The 13,984-nt window shown below is 68.7% G+C and carries 11 protein-coding genes; 1 reads left to right on the forward strand and 10 read right to left on the reverse strand.

Annotated elements, in window-relative coordinates; genetic code table 11:
• Nucleotides 1-6: 6 nt before the first annotated feature.
• From ABD231_RS01015 to ABD231_RS01025, 3 genes are read right to left on the reverse strand one after another with little or no spacing between them, the layout of a single operon-like run.
• Nucleotides 7-1,263 carry a hypothetical protein gene (locus ABD231_RS01015; protein WP_344144088.1) on the reverse strand — a complete coding sequence of 419 codons (1,257 nt, stop codon included), beginning with the start codon at nucleotides 1,261-1,263 and terminating at the stop codon, nucleotides 7-9.
• Nucleotides 1,264-1,289: 26 nt separating this feature from the next.
• Nucleotides 1,290-1,868 (reverse strand): DoxX family protein, encoded by a 579-nt coding sequence (locus tag ABD231_RS01020; protein ID WP_344144091.1) that lies wholly within the window; start codon nucleotides 1,866-1,868, stop codon nucleotides 1,290-1,292.
• A 52-nt stretch (nucleotides 1,869-1,920) separates the two neighbouring features.
• Entirely contained in the window at nucleotides 1,921-2,628 is a 708-nt protein-coding gene (locus ABD231_RS01025) for a DsbA family oxidoreductase (protein WP_344144094.1), read from the reverse strand.
• A gap of 58 nt (nucleotides 2,629-2,686) precedes the next feature.
• Here ABD231_RS01025 and ABD231_RS01030 point away from each other — a divergent pair, with 58 nt between their 5' ends.
• Nucleotides 2,687-3,550 carry an aminoglycoside phosphotransferase family protein gene (locus ABD231_RS01030; RefSeq protein WP_344144097.1) on the forward strand — a complete coding sequence of 288 codons (864 nt, stop codon included), beginning with the start codon at nucleotides 2,687-2,689 and terminating at the stop codon, nucleotides 3,548-3,550.
• Nucleotides 3,551-3,574: 24 nt separating this feature from the next.
• Here ABD231_RS01030 and ABD231_RS01035 read toward each other — a convergent pair whose 3' ends face one another.
• The 7 genes from ABD231_RS01035 to ABD231_RS01065 form a co-directional block, all read right to left on the reverse strand.
• On the reverse strand, nucleotides 3,575-4,354 hold the full coding sequence (locus ABD231_RS01035) for an alpha/beta fold hydrolase (protein ID WP_344144100.1): 780 nt from the start codon (nucleotides 4,352-4,354) through the stop codon (nucleotides 3,575-3,577).
• A complete protein-coding gene (locus tag ABD231_RS01040) occupies nucleotides 4,354-5,070 on the reverse strand; it encodes an alpha/beta hydrolase (RefSeq protein ID WP_344144103.1) in 717 nt (238 codons plus the stop codon). The genes ABD231_RS01035 and ABD231_RS01040 overlap by 1 nt, the downstream gene beginning before the upstream one ends.
• A 137-nt stretch (nucleotides 5,071-5,207) precedes the next feature.
• Nucleotides 5,208-7,934 carry an ATP-binding protein gene (locus ABD231_RS01045; RefSeq protein WP_344144106.1) on the reverse strand — a complete coding sequence of 909 codons (2,727 nt, stop codon included), beginning with the start codon at nucleotides 7,932-7,934 and terminating at the stop codon, nucleotides 5,208-5,210.
• A gap of 16 nt (nucleotides 7,935-7,950) precedes the next feature.
• Nucleotides 7,951-9,207: an ArgE/DapE family deacylase gene (locus ABD231_RS01050; RefSeq protein ID WP_344144108.1), complete on the reverse strand. Its 1,257-nt coding sequence runs from the start codon at nucleotides 9,205-9,207 to the stop codon at nucleotides 7,951-7,953.
• 7 nt (nucleotides 9,208-9,214) lie between these two features.
• On the reverse strand, nucleotides 9,215-10,075 hold the full coding sequence (locus tag ABD231_RS01055) for a phosphotransferase family protein (protein WP_344144110.1): 861 nt from the start codon (nucleotides 10,073-10,075) through the stop codon (nucleotides 9,215-9,217).
• Nucleotides 10,076-11,365, reverse strand: a complete 1,290-nt coding sequence (gene aspS / locus ABD231_RS01060) for an aspartate--tRNA(Asn) ligase (protein WP_344144112.1) — start codon at nucleotides 11,363-11,365, stop codon at nucleotides 10,076-10,078.
• Between the two features lie 260 nt (nucleotides 11,366-11,625).
• Nucleotides 11,626-13,845 (reverse strand): sigma-70 family RNA polymerase sigma factor, encoded by a 2,220-nt coding sequence (locus ABD231_RS01065; RefSeq protein ID WP_344144113.1) that lies wholly within the window; start codon nucleotides 13,843-13,845, stop codon nucleotides 11,626-11,628.
• Nucleotides 13,846-13,984 lie beyond the last annotated feature (139 nt).

Genomic DNA, 13,984 nt, shown 5'->3' on the forward strand with positions numbered 1-13,984 from the left:
ATGCCGCTACGGGACCTTCCAGCCTTCCGGCAGCGTGATGGTCAGCGTGTTCGGGGAGTTGCCGAACTTCGGCACCGGGAGCGCTGCGGGGTAGGTGTAGTTGACCACCTGGATGGTGTCCCGCTTGACCGCCGGCTCGCCGTTCTGGGCGGGGGTGTCGATACCGCTCTGGAACGCGGCCACCGGCAGCAGGGTCTTCGTGTCGAGGTAGTAGACCATGTGGATGCCCTCGGTGAGGTTGAACGGGTTCGACCACTTCCACTCGGACGGGTCGATACCGATCTCGCGCAGTCCCCACATCAGGATCGCGGAGCCCCAGTAGTTGTTGTCGGACAGCGTGATCGGCTTGAAGTCGACCACCTGCTTGACGTACGTCTTCCCACCGGCAGTCAGCAGCGTCGGCTGGGCCGGGTTCACGAAGCCCTTGTTGGTGCGGAAGTAGGCGATCACCTTGTCCGCCTGCTCAGCGTTCAGCCCGGTGGAGACGATGGAGTCGCTGCCGCCCTGGTACGGCATCTTCTGGCAGGCCATGTCGTCGAACCTGCTGCGCTCCCAACGCTTGCTGTAGTCCGACCAGAGCATCGGCTTCGGATCGCCGTCGGTGCAGACCTGGTTCGTCGGGTCCTTGTCCACACGGCCCTGCAGGATGCTCTGGGCGTAGTAGTACTTGTTGGACTGGCGGTCGACAGCCATGTCCGTGATCGACCAGATCGGCTGCCCGGTGGCGAACTTCTGCGGGTCCAGGACCGTGGTCTTCAGCCGGGCGATCGGAGTGGCCATCTGACGCTTCATGACGCTCTCGTGGAACGCCTGCGGGTTCACCTCGCTCAGAGCCTGCTCGGTGACCGGCTGGCCGGGCTCGATGATCTTGGCGTCCTTGGGCGGCGCACCGGCCGAGGTGCCACCACCGCCGTCGGACGACGTCTTCTTCCACAGCACGACACCGCCGACGCTGAGCACCAGGACCAGTGCGACGGCCCCGGCAACGATCAGCGGGAGTGTGCGGCTCTTCTTCGGCGGCGGCTGCTGCGGTTGGTAGAACCCCTGCTGCGGGTACGGCGGTTGTCCGCCGCCGTACTGCGGTTGCTGCGGCTGCTGGGGCGGGTACGGCTGCTGCTGACCCGGGTACTGCTGCGGGGGAGCGGCGTACTGCTGCTGCGCCGGCTGCTGCTGACCGCCGTACGGCTGCTGCTGTTGCTGGGGGACGGGTTGCCATGCGCGGCCGTCCCACCACCACTGCCCGTCGTCACTGTAAGTAGGCACGACCTACAGATTAGGGCAGCGCCAGGTCAGCCGAGGTGCAACTCGGCCTTCGCGAGTCGGGCCGCGGCCTTCGCCTCGTGAGCCAGCTGCCGAGCCTCGCGCTTGGCTGCCTTGGCGCCGCGCTTCGTCTCCCGCTTGGCCGCCTTCGCGCCATGGCTCGCCCGCCAGACCACACCGGGCTTGCCCTCGGTGTCGACGGCCGCGAGCAGCAGACCGCCCAGCAGACCCAGGTTCTTCATGAACTGGTACCGCTGCAGAGCCTTGGCCTCTTTGTCGTCCTCCTGCCAGAACGCGTGCGCGGCCAGCGTGGTCGGCACCAGCGAAGCCGCCAGCACGGTCGCACCGAGCCGACGGCCCTTGCCGCTGGCGAGTGCGAGCCCGCCGAGCACCTGGGCCGCACCGTTCAGCCGGATCAGGTTGGCTGTCGATTCAGGAATGCGGTCACCGACCTGTGCCGGGACAGCCTTCTTCACCAGCGGGACCAACCGGTCGGTCACGGGCTGCGCCTTCGGCACCAACGGCTCGGGGTTGCGAAGGGAGCTCACGCCCTGGGCGACGAAAATGACGGACAGCAACGGCCTGGCCAGTGCACGCACGACAGTCATGCCTCCTTCATACACCACGTGTTGAGGCGTTCCCGGTACCCAGGCCCAACCGTCAGATGGGGCACCCGTCCGGACCGCAGGTGGCGTCGGTCGCGCTCGGCGAGCTGATCAGCGTCACCGGCTTGCGGTCGGCGTTCGCGCGGCGCAGCGCCTCGCTGAACACCTCCGCCGGCTGGGCGCCACTCACGCCGTACTTCTCGTCGATGACAAAGAACGGTACGCCGTTCGCGCCGTACGCGAGGGCCTGTGCCTGGTCGGCGGCCACCTCGTCGGCGTACTCGGTTCCAGCCAGCACCGCGGCCACTCGGTCCGCCGGGAGACCTACCTCAGCGGCCAGCGCGGCCAGTGTGGCGTGGTCGCCGACCGGGAGACCGTCGGTGAAGTATGCCTTCAGCAACCGTTCCTTGAGCCGGCCCTGCGTCTCCGTGCCGGACTCCAGCGCCAGGTGCAGCAACCGGTGGGCGTCCACCGTGTTGACCGCCTTGGCCTGGTCCAGGTGGTACTCCAGGCCGAGCTCCGCGGCCACCTCGGTCACGTGCTGGTTCGCCTGCACACCCCAGGCTCGGTCGCGGCCGTACTTCTCGCCGAGCCGCGTCGGCAGGTCCCGCGGGTCGTCGTTCGTGGACGACGGGTCCAGCTGGAAGCTGTGCCAGACGATCTCGGCGGGTTCGCCACCCTCGGCGGCCAGTGCTTCTTCGAGGCGGCGCTTCCCGATGTAGCACCACGGACAGACGACATCGGACCAGACATCAATACGCATGTTTAGCACAACCGGTGCGCGTCCGAACCCATTCCGGGTGTGACGCGTCTGACGCCACATGGACATCACCGAAGCCCTCGTCCGAAACCTGCTCCGCGACCAGTACCCCGACTTGGCCGATCTGGAGTTGCGGGAAGTCATCGGCGGCTGGGGCAACCAGATGTGGCGCCTGGGCGACGAGCTGGCGGTCCGGATGCCCCGCCAAGCCGGTGCGCCGCAGCTGCTCGAACTCGAGTACCGGTGGCTCCCGGCCATGGCTGACCGGCTCCCGCTACCAGTGCCGACCCCGGTACGGCGTGGGGCGCCCTCGGAGCGGTTCCCATACCCGTGGCTGATCACCCAGTGGGTGCACGGTGAGCCAGCGGACCGTGAGTTCGTGACTGCGGACGAATCCGGTACAACGCTGGCGGAGTTCCTGCGCGCACTGCATGTCCCCGCACCGGCCGACGTACCGCCGACTCCGCGCACCGGGATGCTCCAGCTGGGACACATCGACCACTTCTTCGACAATGTGGAGCCGGGGGACGCCGTACGGGAGATCTGGGCGGACGCTGTCGCCGCACCGGCTTGGGACGGCCCACCGCTGCTCGTGCACACGGATCTGCACCCTGCGAACCTCGTGGTCGCAGATGGCCGATTGGCCGGGATCATCGACTTCGGCGACCTGGGCAGCGGCGACCCTGCCATCGACATCTCCGCAGCGTGGACCCTGCTGCCGGATGGTGCGGCGAAACGGTTCTTCGAGAGCTATCCGGTCGATGATGCGACCTTCCGGCGCGCCCGGGGTCACGCCGTGCAGAAGGCGCTGTTCGTGCTGGCCATGGCGAACAACGGCGACAAGGGGCTGCCGGGTGGCAAGCCGACCTGGCGGGCGGCGGGGGAGCTGGCCCTGGAACGCGTCGTCGGCCGGTCCACCCGGTGAGGGGTGGCCCGGCCGACAGGTGACTCAGCGAGCGGCCTGCTCGATGGTGCGGGTGACCAGGCTCGGCTCGGAGAGCATCACCAGGTGCGAGGCGCCAGGTGCGTCGACGATCGTGGCGTCCGCCCGCTCGGCCATGAACCGCTCACCCGCCGGGGGGATCGCACGGTCCTTGCCCGGGATCACGGCGTACTTGGGGAGGCCGGCCGGGGCGCTGGTCTTGATCTCCTCGGTGAAGACCGAGGCGGACACCGGACGCTGCGACGAGGCGAGTACGGCGGCCTGGCGGCTGGGCAGGTCGGCGGCGAAGACCCACCGGAACGCATCCGGCTTCATCACCAGGTCCGCCCCACCTGGGTAGCTGATGACGTTCGTGGTGTCCGGTCCGATCTCGCTACCGGGGTACTGCGCGTTCAGAGCGCCGATCGTCTCACCGGCCTGCGGGATGAACGCCGCCACGTAGACCAGCGACTTCACGTCGGCCGCCCCGGCGAGCTCGGTGATCACAGCACCGCCGTACGAGTGTCCGACGAGGACCTTCGGCCCAGGGATGCCAGCCAGGACCCCGTTGAGGTACTCGGTGTCCGTGGCGACGCTTCGGAGCGGTACGGCGGGGGAGACGACCGTGTAGCCGTCCCGCTGGAGCTTCTTGGTCACCTCCGACCAGCTACCGCCGTCGGCGAACGCTCCGTGCACGAGGACGATGGTGGGCTTGGGCTTCGGCTTGTGAGTCGCAGCGGCCGTGGTGGCTCCGGTGACTGCCAGCAGGACGGTTGCGACGGCGGCGGTGAGGCGCAGGAGCTTCATCAGTTCGCACCACCCTCGACTGCGGTCGCGATGAAGGCGGCGACAGCCTTGGGCTGCGAGACGGCGACTGCGTGCGAGCCGTCGACCTCGATCGTGGTGGCCTTGGCGCGGGCCGCCATGGTCCGCTGGCCCTCCGGGTGGATGGCCTGGTCGCCGGTGGCGATCAGCTGGTAGACGGGCAGCCGGGTCCAGCTGGCCGGACCGGACTTCTCCGCGAAGGCCGCGGCGGCGATCGGACGCTGCGTCCGGCCGAGCAGCTCGGCGTCCGCGACGTCGGCCGCGAACAGGTCGTGGAACTTGGCCTGGTCGATGCTCAGGAAGGTCTCCTCGGCACCGTCACCGGTCGGCAGCTGGTGGGGGACCAGTCCGGCGGCGAAGTCGTTGGCGGGGAAGCTACCGAGCAGGTCCTGCAGGCTCTCGCCCTCGTCCGGGACGAAGGCGGCGACGTACACGAGGGCGGTCACGTTGTCGGCGGCGTTCGCCACGTTGGTGATCACCGCGCCGCCGTACGAGTGCCCGACCAGGACGACCGGGCCGTCGATCTCCCGAACCTGGGCGGCGATCCGGCCGGCGTCGTACGCGACGCCGTGCAGCTCGTTGGACAGTGCCACCGCCGGGATGCCGCGGCTGGTGAGCTCGGCGATCACGCCGGTCCAGGACGCGTTCTCGGCGAACGCTCCGTGCACCAGGACGACGGTGGGAGTCTTGTCGGTCATCTGTCTCGCACTCCTTCAGGAAGTTCAGTAGGTGATGACCTGAAGATTGCCGCGGACCGCCGCTCCGCCGGATCGACCGATCAACTGAACTTCTGGGGAGTGCATGAGGCCTGCTGGGGTGCCGGTGCACCCAAAACTCATGCGTTCGGGGGAGGGGCGAACCTTTCCAGCACCAGACGGGTCAGCTGGACCCGCGAGTTCACCTCTAGCTTGCCGAAGACCGACCGCAGATGCGTACCGACGGTGCTGGCCGAGATGACCAGCTCCTCGGCCGCTGACCGGTTGGTGTGCCCCTCCGCGACCAGGAGTGCGACTCGGCGCTCCATCGGAGTGAGGGCCTCCCACCCGGCCTCGGCCCGAGCCGGGACGGCGGCCCACCGACGACGCCGTACGCCGGCCGCCTGGAGCACCGCCTGGATCCGCCCTGCCGGTGCGGTGGCGCCCAGCTTGGTGAGCGTGTCCAGTGCCTCTTCCAGCGTGGCAACTCCGGTTGCGCGGTCACCGCTCTCCAGCTCGGCCCGGCCGTAGCGGTCGGCGGCCAGTGCTCGCAGTAGCGGTCTGCCTGTGGTTCGAAGCTGCTCTGTGGCCGCAGCGAGCCGCTTCAGGTCGTTGCCTGCAGCGACCAGCTCGTGTGCGCCCAGCGCGGCAACTGACGGGCTGACGGCGACCTGAGCAGCCAGCAGGTCTTCTGCGTCAGCCCGCACCAGTACGTCGATCCGCTCCGGAAACTCATGCGGTACGTCGCGCAGCCGGGTGACCGCCTTGTCGTCGCCATCGGCGAGTGCCAGCAGCGCGTTGATGGTGCTGTCGGTTCCAGCGAGCTCGCGGGCTTTGGTGGGCTGGTTCCGCAGCAGCGCGATCAGAGCGAGCACTTGATGGGAGGCCGGGACCAGTGCGGTGTCGTGGAGGTCCTTCATCCACCAGAGACCGGCCTTGGCCTCCTTCTCGGCCAGGTCGAGGTTGCCGGCCGCGTACTCGAGGCGGGCATGCAGAACACTCAGATGGGCCGCGGTCTGCCAATCACCGGCGGTCATGAGCTCACGACTGCGCTGCAGCGCTGCGGGGAGTTCGTCGGCCTCGGCGCGGCAGTAGAGCTCACCGACCTCGAGCACGGTGTCCGGGAGACTGCCCAGGTCTGACGGTGTCTCGCGAGCCTTGACGTAGTAGTCGCGAGCGGTGGCGTAACGGCCCGCTGCCCTCGCAGCTTCGGCTGCGGCTGTGTGGACGATCGCGCGGGCCACCGGGTCGGTCAGGCGGGGGAGCAATTCCGTCGGTGCCACTTCGTCCGGTGCGAGCAAAGTGCGGTAGGCGGTGAGGCGCTCGGTCAAGTGCGGTGCTGCACCCGGGGCGAAGAGGTCTTGCCGCTGCAGACGGCCGGTGACCCACTGGCGTGGTGCCAGATGCAGCCGGACGGTCGCGCGCAGATCCGGGGTCACCGGTCCGTGGTAGAGCGCCGTACCGCTGAGCAGGTCGTCGGCGAAGGCGGCGGCTCGGTCGTACTGGTAGGCGGCGAGCAGGACGGCGACGACGTCGACACCGACTTCGGCGCGCAGGGGGTCGTCAACCGCGGTCAGCTCGAACGCATGCTGGATCACTTCGGCTGCCGTGGTGGACATGGTCGCGATCAGCTCCTGCGCGGCCTGCCGCAGCGTGCTGACAGCCGCGGTGTCACCGGGCTGCGCGACCGCCAGCACATGCGGTGCCGCGACAGCCGCGCCACGGCCGGCTGCGATCAGCTGTGCGGCGATGGCGCCATGCAGAGCCCGCTGAGCGGACGGCGGTACGTCGGCCAGCGTCGCCGAGCGCAGGAGCTCGTGCTGGAACCGCAGTGCCGAACCGGCGTCGGTCAGTAGGCCGGCGTGAATCGCCTCATCCAGCGCGGTCGCCAACTTGGCCACCGGCTCGGACATCAGCGCAGCAACATCCTCAAGCCGGAACTCGCTGCCGAACACCGCCGCCGTCCGGACCAGCGTTCGAGCATTCTCCGAGAGCCCCGTGCTGCGGCGCCGAACCCCTTCAACCAGCCCGGGCGGCAGCGGTCCGGTTGAGGCAGGAGCCGTGAGGAGCGGGCCCACCGGGGTAACGCTCGCTGGGGTGCCCGCTGCGGCGCTGCCGAGGCTCGAAGCGCCTGGCGCTGTGTGCTCAAGGCCGGGAGCGCCTGGCGTGGTGTTGTCGAGATAGAGGCCGGCGATCAGTTGCTCGGCCAGGAACGGGCTGCCCTGGACCCCAGCGAGCTGGAGGGCGAGGCCTGACTCGACGGGACGGTTGAGTCGGTCCTTCGCGATGTCCTGGATCGCCTCTGCACTGAGCGGACCTAGCTCGATGGTGTGCACGGGGACCTGCGTCTGAACCGCATTGACCAGCTGGTCGGCCACACCGCCAGGAGCCGGTCGGGTGGCGATCAGCCACAGCAGTTGGTGGCTGGCGAGCCGGGCGATAAGGACGCGTAGGGAGAAGGCCGTCAGCGGGTCAGACCACTGGGCGTCGTCCAGAACGACCAGCGCCTTGACCCCGTCCAACCGGCGACCGACGAAGGCGGCCAACCGCTCAGCCAGCCAGAGGGGTTGCGTGTTGAGCGCCGCCAGTTCCATGAAGTGCTCGGTGTCGATGAGCGGCTCGCGGCCAGCTCGCAGCGCCGGAGCGAGTGACGAGAGCGGGCTGATGTCATCCGTCTGCTGCGCAGTCGCCTGCGCGACCAGAAACCCCTGCCGCTCCGCCTGCTCAACCGCCGCAGCCAGCAACGCCGACTTCCCGAGCCCCGGCTCCCCGCTCACAACCGCCAGCGACGCCGTACCGTGCTCAGCCTCTCGCAGAGCCTCGAGCAGTCGCCCAAGCTCCTCCGAACGCCCGCGCAACGGCTGCATGGTGCGTTTCTACCATTCAGGCGCAACGACGGAGGGCGAGGAGGGCGTAGGCACGTGCGGTGTGGAGCACTTCGGAGAGGCGGACGTGCTCATCCGCCGCGTGGGCGTAGCGCACGTCGCCTGGGCCGTACTGGAGCGTGGGGATGCCGGCCGCCGCGTACTGGCGGAGGTCTGAGCCGTACGGCGCGCCGTTGACGGGCGGCGTTGTACCGCCGGCGTCGGTGGCTGCTTGGAGGGTGTCGGGGAGCAGGGGGTCGTTGTCGGGGAGCAGACCGGAGGCGAATTCGCCTCCGGGCCAGGTGACCGTGACCGGGTGGTCGCGTAGCCAGTCGTCCTTGGCGCAGGACTCCGCGATCGCTGCCTCGAAAGCCGCTCGCGCGGACTCGACGGACTCGCCCAGACGCACGCCGTACCGGCCCTCTGCGATGAGCAGGTCGGGCACGGTGCTGGCCCAGTCACCGGCCTGGATGGTGCCGACCGACAGTGGGTTCGCCAGGTCGAGGTGGACGAGCAGCGGGTGCGGGTCGCGGTTCCGCTCCGCCTCTAGCGCCTGCAACGCGCTCTGCAGCACGGTGAACTTCTCAATCGCACTGACACCACGGGAGCGAGTCGAGCCGTGGGTCGCGAGCCCTGGGACCTCCAGCCGGAAGGTGAGCGAGCCGGCGTTGGCCGGGATCACCGCACCGGCCGTCGGCTCAGCAATCAGACACGCCTCACCGGTGTGCCCGCGCTGGAGCGTCGCGAACGCGCCCGCGCCACCGTCCTCTTCACCGAACACGGTGTGCACGGCCAACGGCTTCCGCAGCTCCACACCGGCCGCAACAATCGCCGCCACCGCACCAAGGAAGGCCGCAACGCCACCCTTCATGTCACAGGTGCCGCGGCCCCACATCACGCCGTCCTCGACCCGCGCCGAGAACGGATCCCGGTCCGGCCACTGCGCGAGGTCACCCGGCGGTACGACATCCACATGCCCGTTGAAGATCAGTCCCGGCGTACCGTCCCCGCCCAGCACGCCCACACAACCCCACGCGCGCTCCCGCTCAACCTCCCACCCCGGAAACGCCGGGTCAGCAGTCAGAGCCGGCAGATCGATCTCCCAGTGATCGACAGTCAGCCCCAGTGCCCGCAAGCGCTCCGCACACCAGGCCTGGACCTCACCCTCAGCCGGAGTCCCGTCCACACTAGGAATCCGCACCAACTCCCGCAGCTCCGCAACCACCCGCTCGTCGTCAACAGCCGCCAGGACTCTCTGCTCAACCTCACTCAGCATGCGCCCATCATGCATCGATCAACTCGAGCACGCGCCGCGCCCCGGCAGCCACCAGCTCCTCCATCACCACCGCCCGCCCGTGGGCGAACTCAGCAACACTCGCGTAGATCGACGCCGCACACACCGCCACCGCTGCCCGCCCACCTGCGCGTAGCGCGGCTTCCACGAACAACTCGTCGATCCCGTCCGGCGCACCGTCGCGCGCAGCCGACGCCGCCAGCGAGACAAGGTCGTACGCACGTGATCCCGACCCGGCAGCCTCGAAGTCGATGATGCCGGTCAGCAGTCCGTCCGCGACCAGCAGATTGCCGATGTTGAGATCACCGTGCACCAGGTCATCGGCGGGCAGCGGATGATCCCGGTACGGACGGCACAGCACGCCGTACCGTTCGATCAGGTCGGCCGGCTCACCGCCGTACTCGCGCACCCGCTCCCACAGGCCGTCCCAGCCCTCGAACACCACGCCATGCACGTAGCCCGACCAGTTCACCACGTCGTCGGGCACCAGGTCGCGCTGGAGCTCACAGGCCGCGATCAGCTGCCGCGCGATCGACTCGTCGACCAGAGCCCCGTCTCGGACCGGCGTACCGGTGACGAACGCCTGCAGCTGGTACGGCGAGCCGGCCGCGGTAGTGCCGACCGCCAGCCACTCCGGTGTCGGGTAGCCGACGGCGCGGGCCCGACGGACCAGATCGGCCGCACGGTGGACGCGTGGCGCCCAGTCCGGATTGTCGGTCCACTTGAGGACCGCGCCACCGGTCAGTTCGAAGGCGCCCGACTGGAGACCACCGGTCAGTCGCCGCACCAGCTGATAATCGGTGCCCAGGGCAACGTTTAGTTCGGCGACGACTGACTCGGTGGTGTCCATCTACGGTGTCAGCCGGTGGAGGTCGCGCGGGAACAGCGTGACCTGGCGGATGTTCTCGGCTCCGGTCAGGCGCGCGACGAAGCGCTCGAGACCGATGGCGAAACCGCCGTGCGGCGGCATGCCGTGTTTGAACGCCTGCAGGTACGAGCTGTACGCCGGTGCGTCCGCCGACTCACCACGAGCTGCCAGTGCGGCCTCGTAGTCGCTGTAGCGGTGTAGGCGTTGGCCGCCGGTGACCAGCTCGACGCCGCGGAACAGCAGGTCGAAGGAGTTCGACCAGCGTGGGTCAGACGGCTGTGAGTGGGTATAGAACGGCCGCTTCACCATCGGATAGCCCTCCACAGCGACGAAAGCGCTGCCGTGTTCCCGCAGCGCCCACTCGCCAATTGCACGCTCGTCGGCCGGTGCGAGGTCCGGCTCGTCCGGGTTCGCACCGGCCAGCTTGAGTGCTTCGGAGAAGTGCAAGACCGGGACCTCCGAAGGGATCTCCGGTAGCTCGACTCCGAGCCGCTCCAGCGCGGCCGACGCCCGCTCGCCCACCGACGACAGCATGGTGGACAGGACAGAGCGCAGTACGGCGAGAACGTCGCGGTGGTCCTGGATGAACCCGAACTCCGCGTCGAGCGACACGTACTCGGCCAGGTGCCGCACAGTGTCGTGTGGCTCGGCCCGGAAGACCGGTCCGACCTCGTAGACGCGTTCGAACACCCCCACCATCGTCTGCTTGTAGAACTGCGGTGACTGCGCCAGGTACGCCGGTCCGCCGAAGTAGTCCAGCGCGAACACGTTGGCTCCGGACTCGGTCGCCGTACCGACGATCTTCGGTGTCTGGATCTCCGTGAAGCCCTGACTGTCCAGAGCGCTCCGGAAACCGTGCAGCGCCGCTGCCGCGATCTCCCAGCCCGCCCGCACCGCAGGGTGCCGTAGCGCCACCGGTGCGTTGTCCAGTACGACGGGCAGTCCGGCTCCGACTGTGGGTCGCCACAGCTCGATCGGCGGAGTCACGGCCGGCTCGGTGAGCGGCTCGATCACCGGGTCGACCAGCTCCGCACCACCGGGTGCCTGTGGGTTCGCGGCGACCGTGCCGGTCACCTGAACCACGGTCTCCTCGCCGAGTTCGTCCAGCTGGGCTTGGGTTTCCGCCTCCTTCACGACGATCTGGCTGAGGCCGGACCGGTCGCGCAGGATCAGGAAACTGACGGCCGCCAGCCGTCGTCTTCGGTGCACCCAGCCGGCCACCGTCACGGTCTGGCCTACTGCTGAGGGGATCTCTTGGTTGAGAATTCGCATCACTGTTTCACCTCCAGGTCTGTACTCGAACCCCGGAGGTGTGGGCGAAGGGGAATCTCGCGGTGCCACCACACCTTCACCAGAGCCGGTAGCGAAACCAGCCCTGGCCTCTTGCCGTGCATTCGCTCGGGAGTGTCTTCGCGACCGCTCCACGTGCCGCCTTCACAGCTACCGGCGGCTCTCTCGGACGTGGCGTACGGCGCTACTTGGTTCCGTCAGCGCGAACAACAACCAGGATAGGCCAACAGGGCAATCAGTTTTCAGCGACTGCCACTTGCCGGCGGGATCTGTACGGAGTCGGTGTCCTCGCGGCCGCCGACCCGGGCGTGCACGGTGACGGTGTTCGCCGTGCCCTTGCCGGGCCAGGCACTCCACTCCGAGTTGAACGCCTTGCGGTAGTTGTCGGTCCAGCAGGTCGCACGCCGTACGTCGGTCGACCGGGAGCACGTCCAGCCGTGGTCCAGCGCGCTCAGGAACGACAAGTTGCGGCCCCAGGAGATGTCCAGGGTCACCCGGCGGTCGGTGACGCCGTTGACCTTCAGGAACCGGTTGTAGACGAACGGGTTCGGGTCGTCGTGCGGTGACGGCGTGAGGATCTGCAGCAGCGATTCGTCGTTCCGAATCCCCGGGAGGGTCTCGGAATCGACGTCACTGACCAGTCCGGCCGTGGCACTCACCGTGTACGTCCGGGCGCTCGGCGAACCGCCTTCGGGCACGTTGAAGACGGCACGCAGCGGCACGGGCTTGAGCGGTGTGAGCGACGTACAGGTCTTGGTGCTGGCGGAGCACTTCCAGCCCAGCGGGTTCTTGGCGATCGGCCACTGCAGGCTCGAGCCATAGGTGATCTTCAGCGTCACAGACGGACGGTCGAGGCCCGGAGCCACCGTCAGCACCCGGTGGTGGACATCTACGTCGTTCGGACCCTTGGTGATCTTCAGCAGGTTCTCGTCGGTGCGCGGCGGGGCTTCCAGCGTCCGCGAGTCGTCGTCGTAGAACCGGCCTGTCTTGGCGGACACCGTGAAGGTGCGGTCCGCGACCGAACCACCGGTCGGCGTCGCGAACGACACAGTCATCGGCTCCGGCTTGGCGGAGTTGGTCGCCGTACAGTCGCCCGTGGCCTTGTTGCAGGTCCAGCCGCGCGGGTTGCCGGTGAGGGGCCAGGACAGCGACTTGCCGTACTTGAGACCGATCACCACCGGCTCCTTGTTAGCCGCCGGCGCCTTGATCGTGATGATGAAGGTCATGCCGCCGGCCGCCTCAGCTGGTGCGCTACCTCCGCTGCGCGGCGTCGGCGGCATGGTGATCGTCAGCAGGCCTTCGTCAAGCACAGGTGTCGTCGGTGTGGGCGGAGTCGGCGTCGGCGTGGTTGGCGTCGGCGTCGTCGGCGCAGTGGTCGGGGCTGTTGTCGGAGCCGTTGTGGGTGCCGTGGTCGGCGCAGTCGTCGGCTTCACCGGCGGTGGCTGCGTCGGCGGCTTGGCCGGGGGCACAGTCGGTGGCTTCGCCGGGGGCTGCGTCGGCGCCGACACCGGCGGCTTGTTGATCGCGGCCGGGGGAGTGTCGTTGCCGGTCAGCGCCATGGCCGCGACGATCGCAGCCACTGCGACGACGACGACCGCACCGGCACCGACTGCGGTCCGGGTGCTGTTCTCGGTGGCCTTGCGCCACGCGGTGACGAAGAAACCGACCAGTCCGATCTTCGTGCCGGACGCAGCGGCCAGGTAGCCGAGACCCGCCGTACCGAGCAGTGCGGGGGCGAGCAGTGCCGGCAGAGCGCTGTTGACCTCGACCAGCTCGAGGTAGACCGCGGTGCACTTGGCGCAGTCGTCCAGGTGCTCGCGGACGTTGCGGTTCTCCCGCTTGGTCAGTCCGCCGCGCACATAGGCACCCAGGCGCTCAGTGGTCCAGCGGCAACGGTCCCCGGCCACATCCGCCAGGTGCTGCTGCAGATAGGCCTGCCGGAGACCCTCACGCGCCCGGTACGCCAGTGCGGACACGCCATTGGCGGTCAGCCCGAGCAGGGGAGCGATAGCGGCCGGCTTCTCACCCTCGACCTCGGTGTGCCACAGCACTGCCTGCCAACGCTCCGGCAGGCTGGCGAACGCCTTGGCCGCCGCACCGCTCTCGAAACCGGTGACAGTCGGGTCGTCGAAGGTCTCCGGTTCCCGCTCGTACGCCGCGATGTCGTCGGTCGTCTGCACCTTCTTGCCGGACCGGATCCGGTCGACGTGCACCCGCCGTACTGTCGTGAGCAGGTAGGCGCGGAAAGAGATGTCCGGGCCACCGCCGCCGCGCAGCGCGTCCAGGACCTTGGCGAACGCGTCACTGGCCAGGTCGTCGGCGTCCCCGGCCGGTACCAGCTGCCGCGCCATCCGCTCGGCCGCATGGTGGTGCCGGCCGAACAGCTCGCCGTACGCCTCCAGGTCGCCGTTGCGGACGCGCGCTATCAGCTCGCCGTCGCTCGGCCCTTCCGGCGTCTCCATCGATCTCCCCGTGCTCTCACTCTACTGACTCACGTTGTCACCGTCTGTCACATCGTTGCCGGAGACAAGGCTCCCACGTGGGACGCCTCGACGCACCTGTTTCTGACCCGGAACTCTGCCCCTTTCCTGACGAGATGAC

The organism is Kribbella yunnanensis, assembly GCF_039529655.1.
In the GTDB taxonomy this organism is placed as follows: Bacteria; Actinomycetota; Actinomycetes; order Propionibacteriales; family Kribbellaceae; genus Kribbella; species Kribbella yunnanensis.

What these genes read in the sequence shown, in the direction of transcription:
- ABD231_RS01045 (WP_344144106.1), bottom strand. Translation starts at nt 7,934, where the DNA reads ATGCAGCCGTTGCGCGGGCGTTCGGAGGAGCTTGGGCGACTGCTCGAG.
- ABD231_RS01050 (WP_344144108.1), bottom strand. Translation starts at nt 9,207, where the DNA reads ATGCTGAGTGAGGTTGAGCAGAGAGTCCTGGCGGCTGTTGACGACGAG.
- aspS (WP_344144112.1), bottom strand. Translation starts at nt 11,365, where the DNA reads ATGCGAATTCTCAACCAAGAGATCCCCTCAGCAGTAGGCCAGACCGTG.
- ABD231_RS01025 (WP_344144094.1), bottom strand. Translation starts at nt 2,628, where the DNA reads ATGCGTATTGATGTCTGGTCCGATGTCGTCTGTCCGTGGTGCTACATC.
- ABD231_RS01055 (WP_344144110.1), bottom strand. Translation starts at nt 10,075, where the DNA reads ATGGACACCACCGAGTCAGTCGTCGCCGAACTAAACGTTGCCCTGGGC.
- ABD231_RS01030 (WP_344144097.1), top strand. Translation starts at nt 2,687, where the DNA reads ATGGACATCACCGAAGCCCTCGTCCGAAACCTGCTCCGCGACCAGTAC.
- ABD231_RS01065 (WP_344144113.1), bottom strand. Translation starts at nt 13,845, where the DNA reads ATGGAGACGCCGGAAGGGCCGAGCGACGGCGAGCTGATAGCGCGCGTC.
- ABD231_RS01040 (WP_344144103.1), bottom strand. Translation starts at nt 5,070, where the DNA reads ATGACCGACAAGACTCCCACCGTCGTCCTGGTGCACGGAGCGTTCGCC.
- ABD231_RS01020 (WP_344144091.1), bottom strand. Translation starts at nt 1,868, where the DNA reads ATGACTGTCGTGCGTGCACTGGCCAGGCCGTTGCTGTCCGTCATTTTC.
- ABD231_RS01035 (WP_344144100.1), bottom strand. Translation starts at nt 4,354, where the DNA reads ATGAAGCTCCTGCGCCTCACCGCCGCCGTCGCAACCGTCCTGCTGGCA.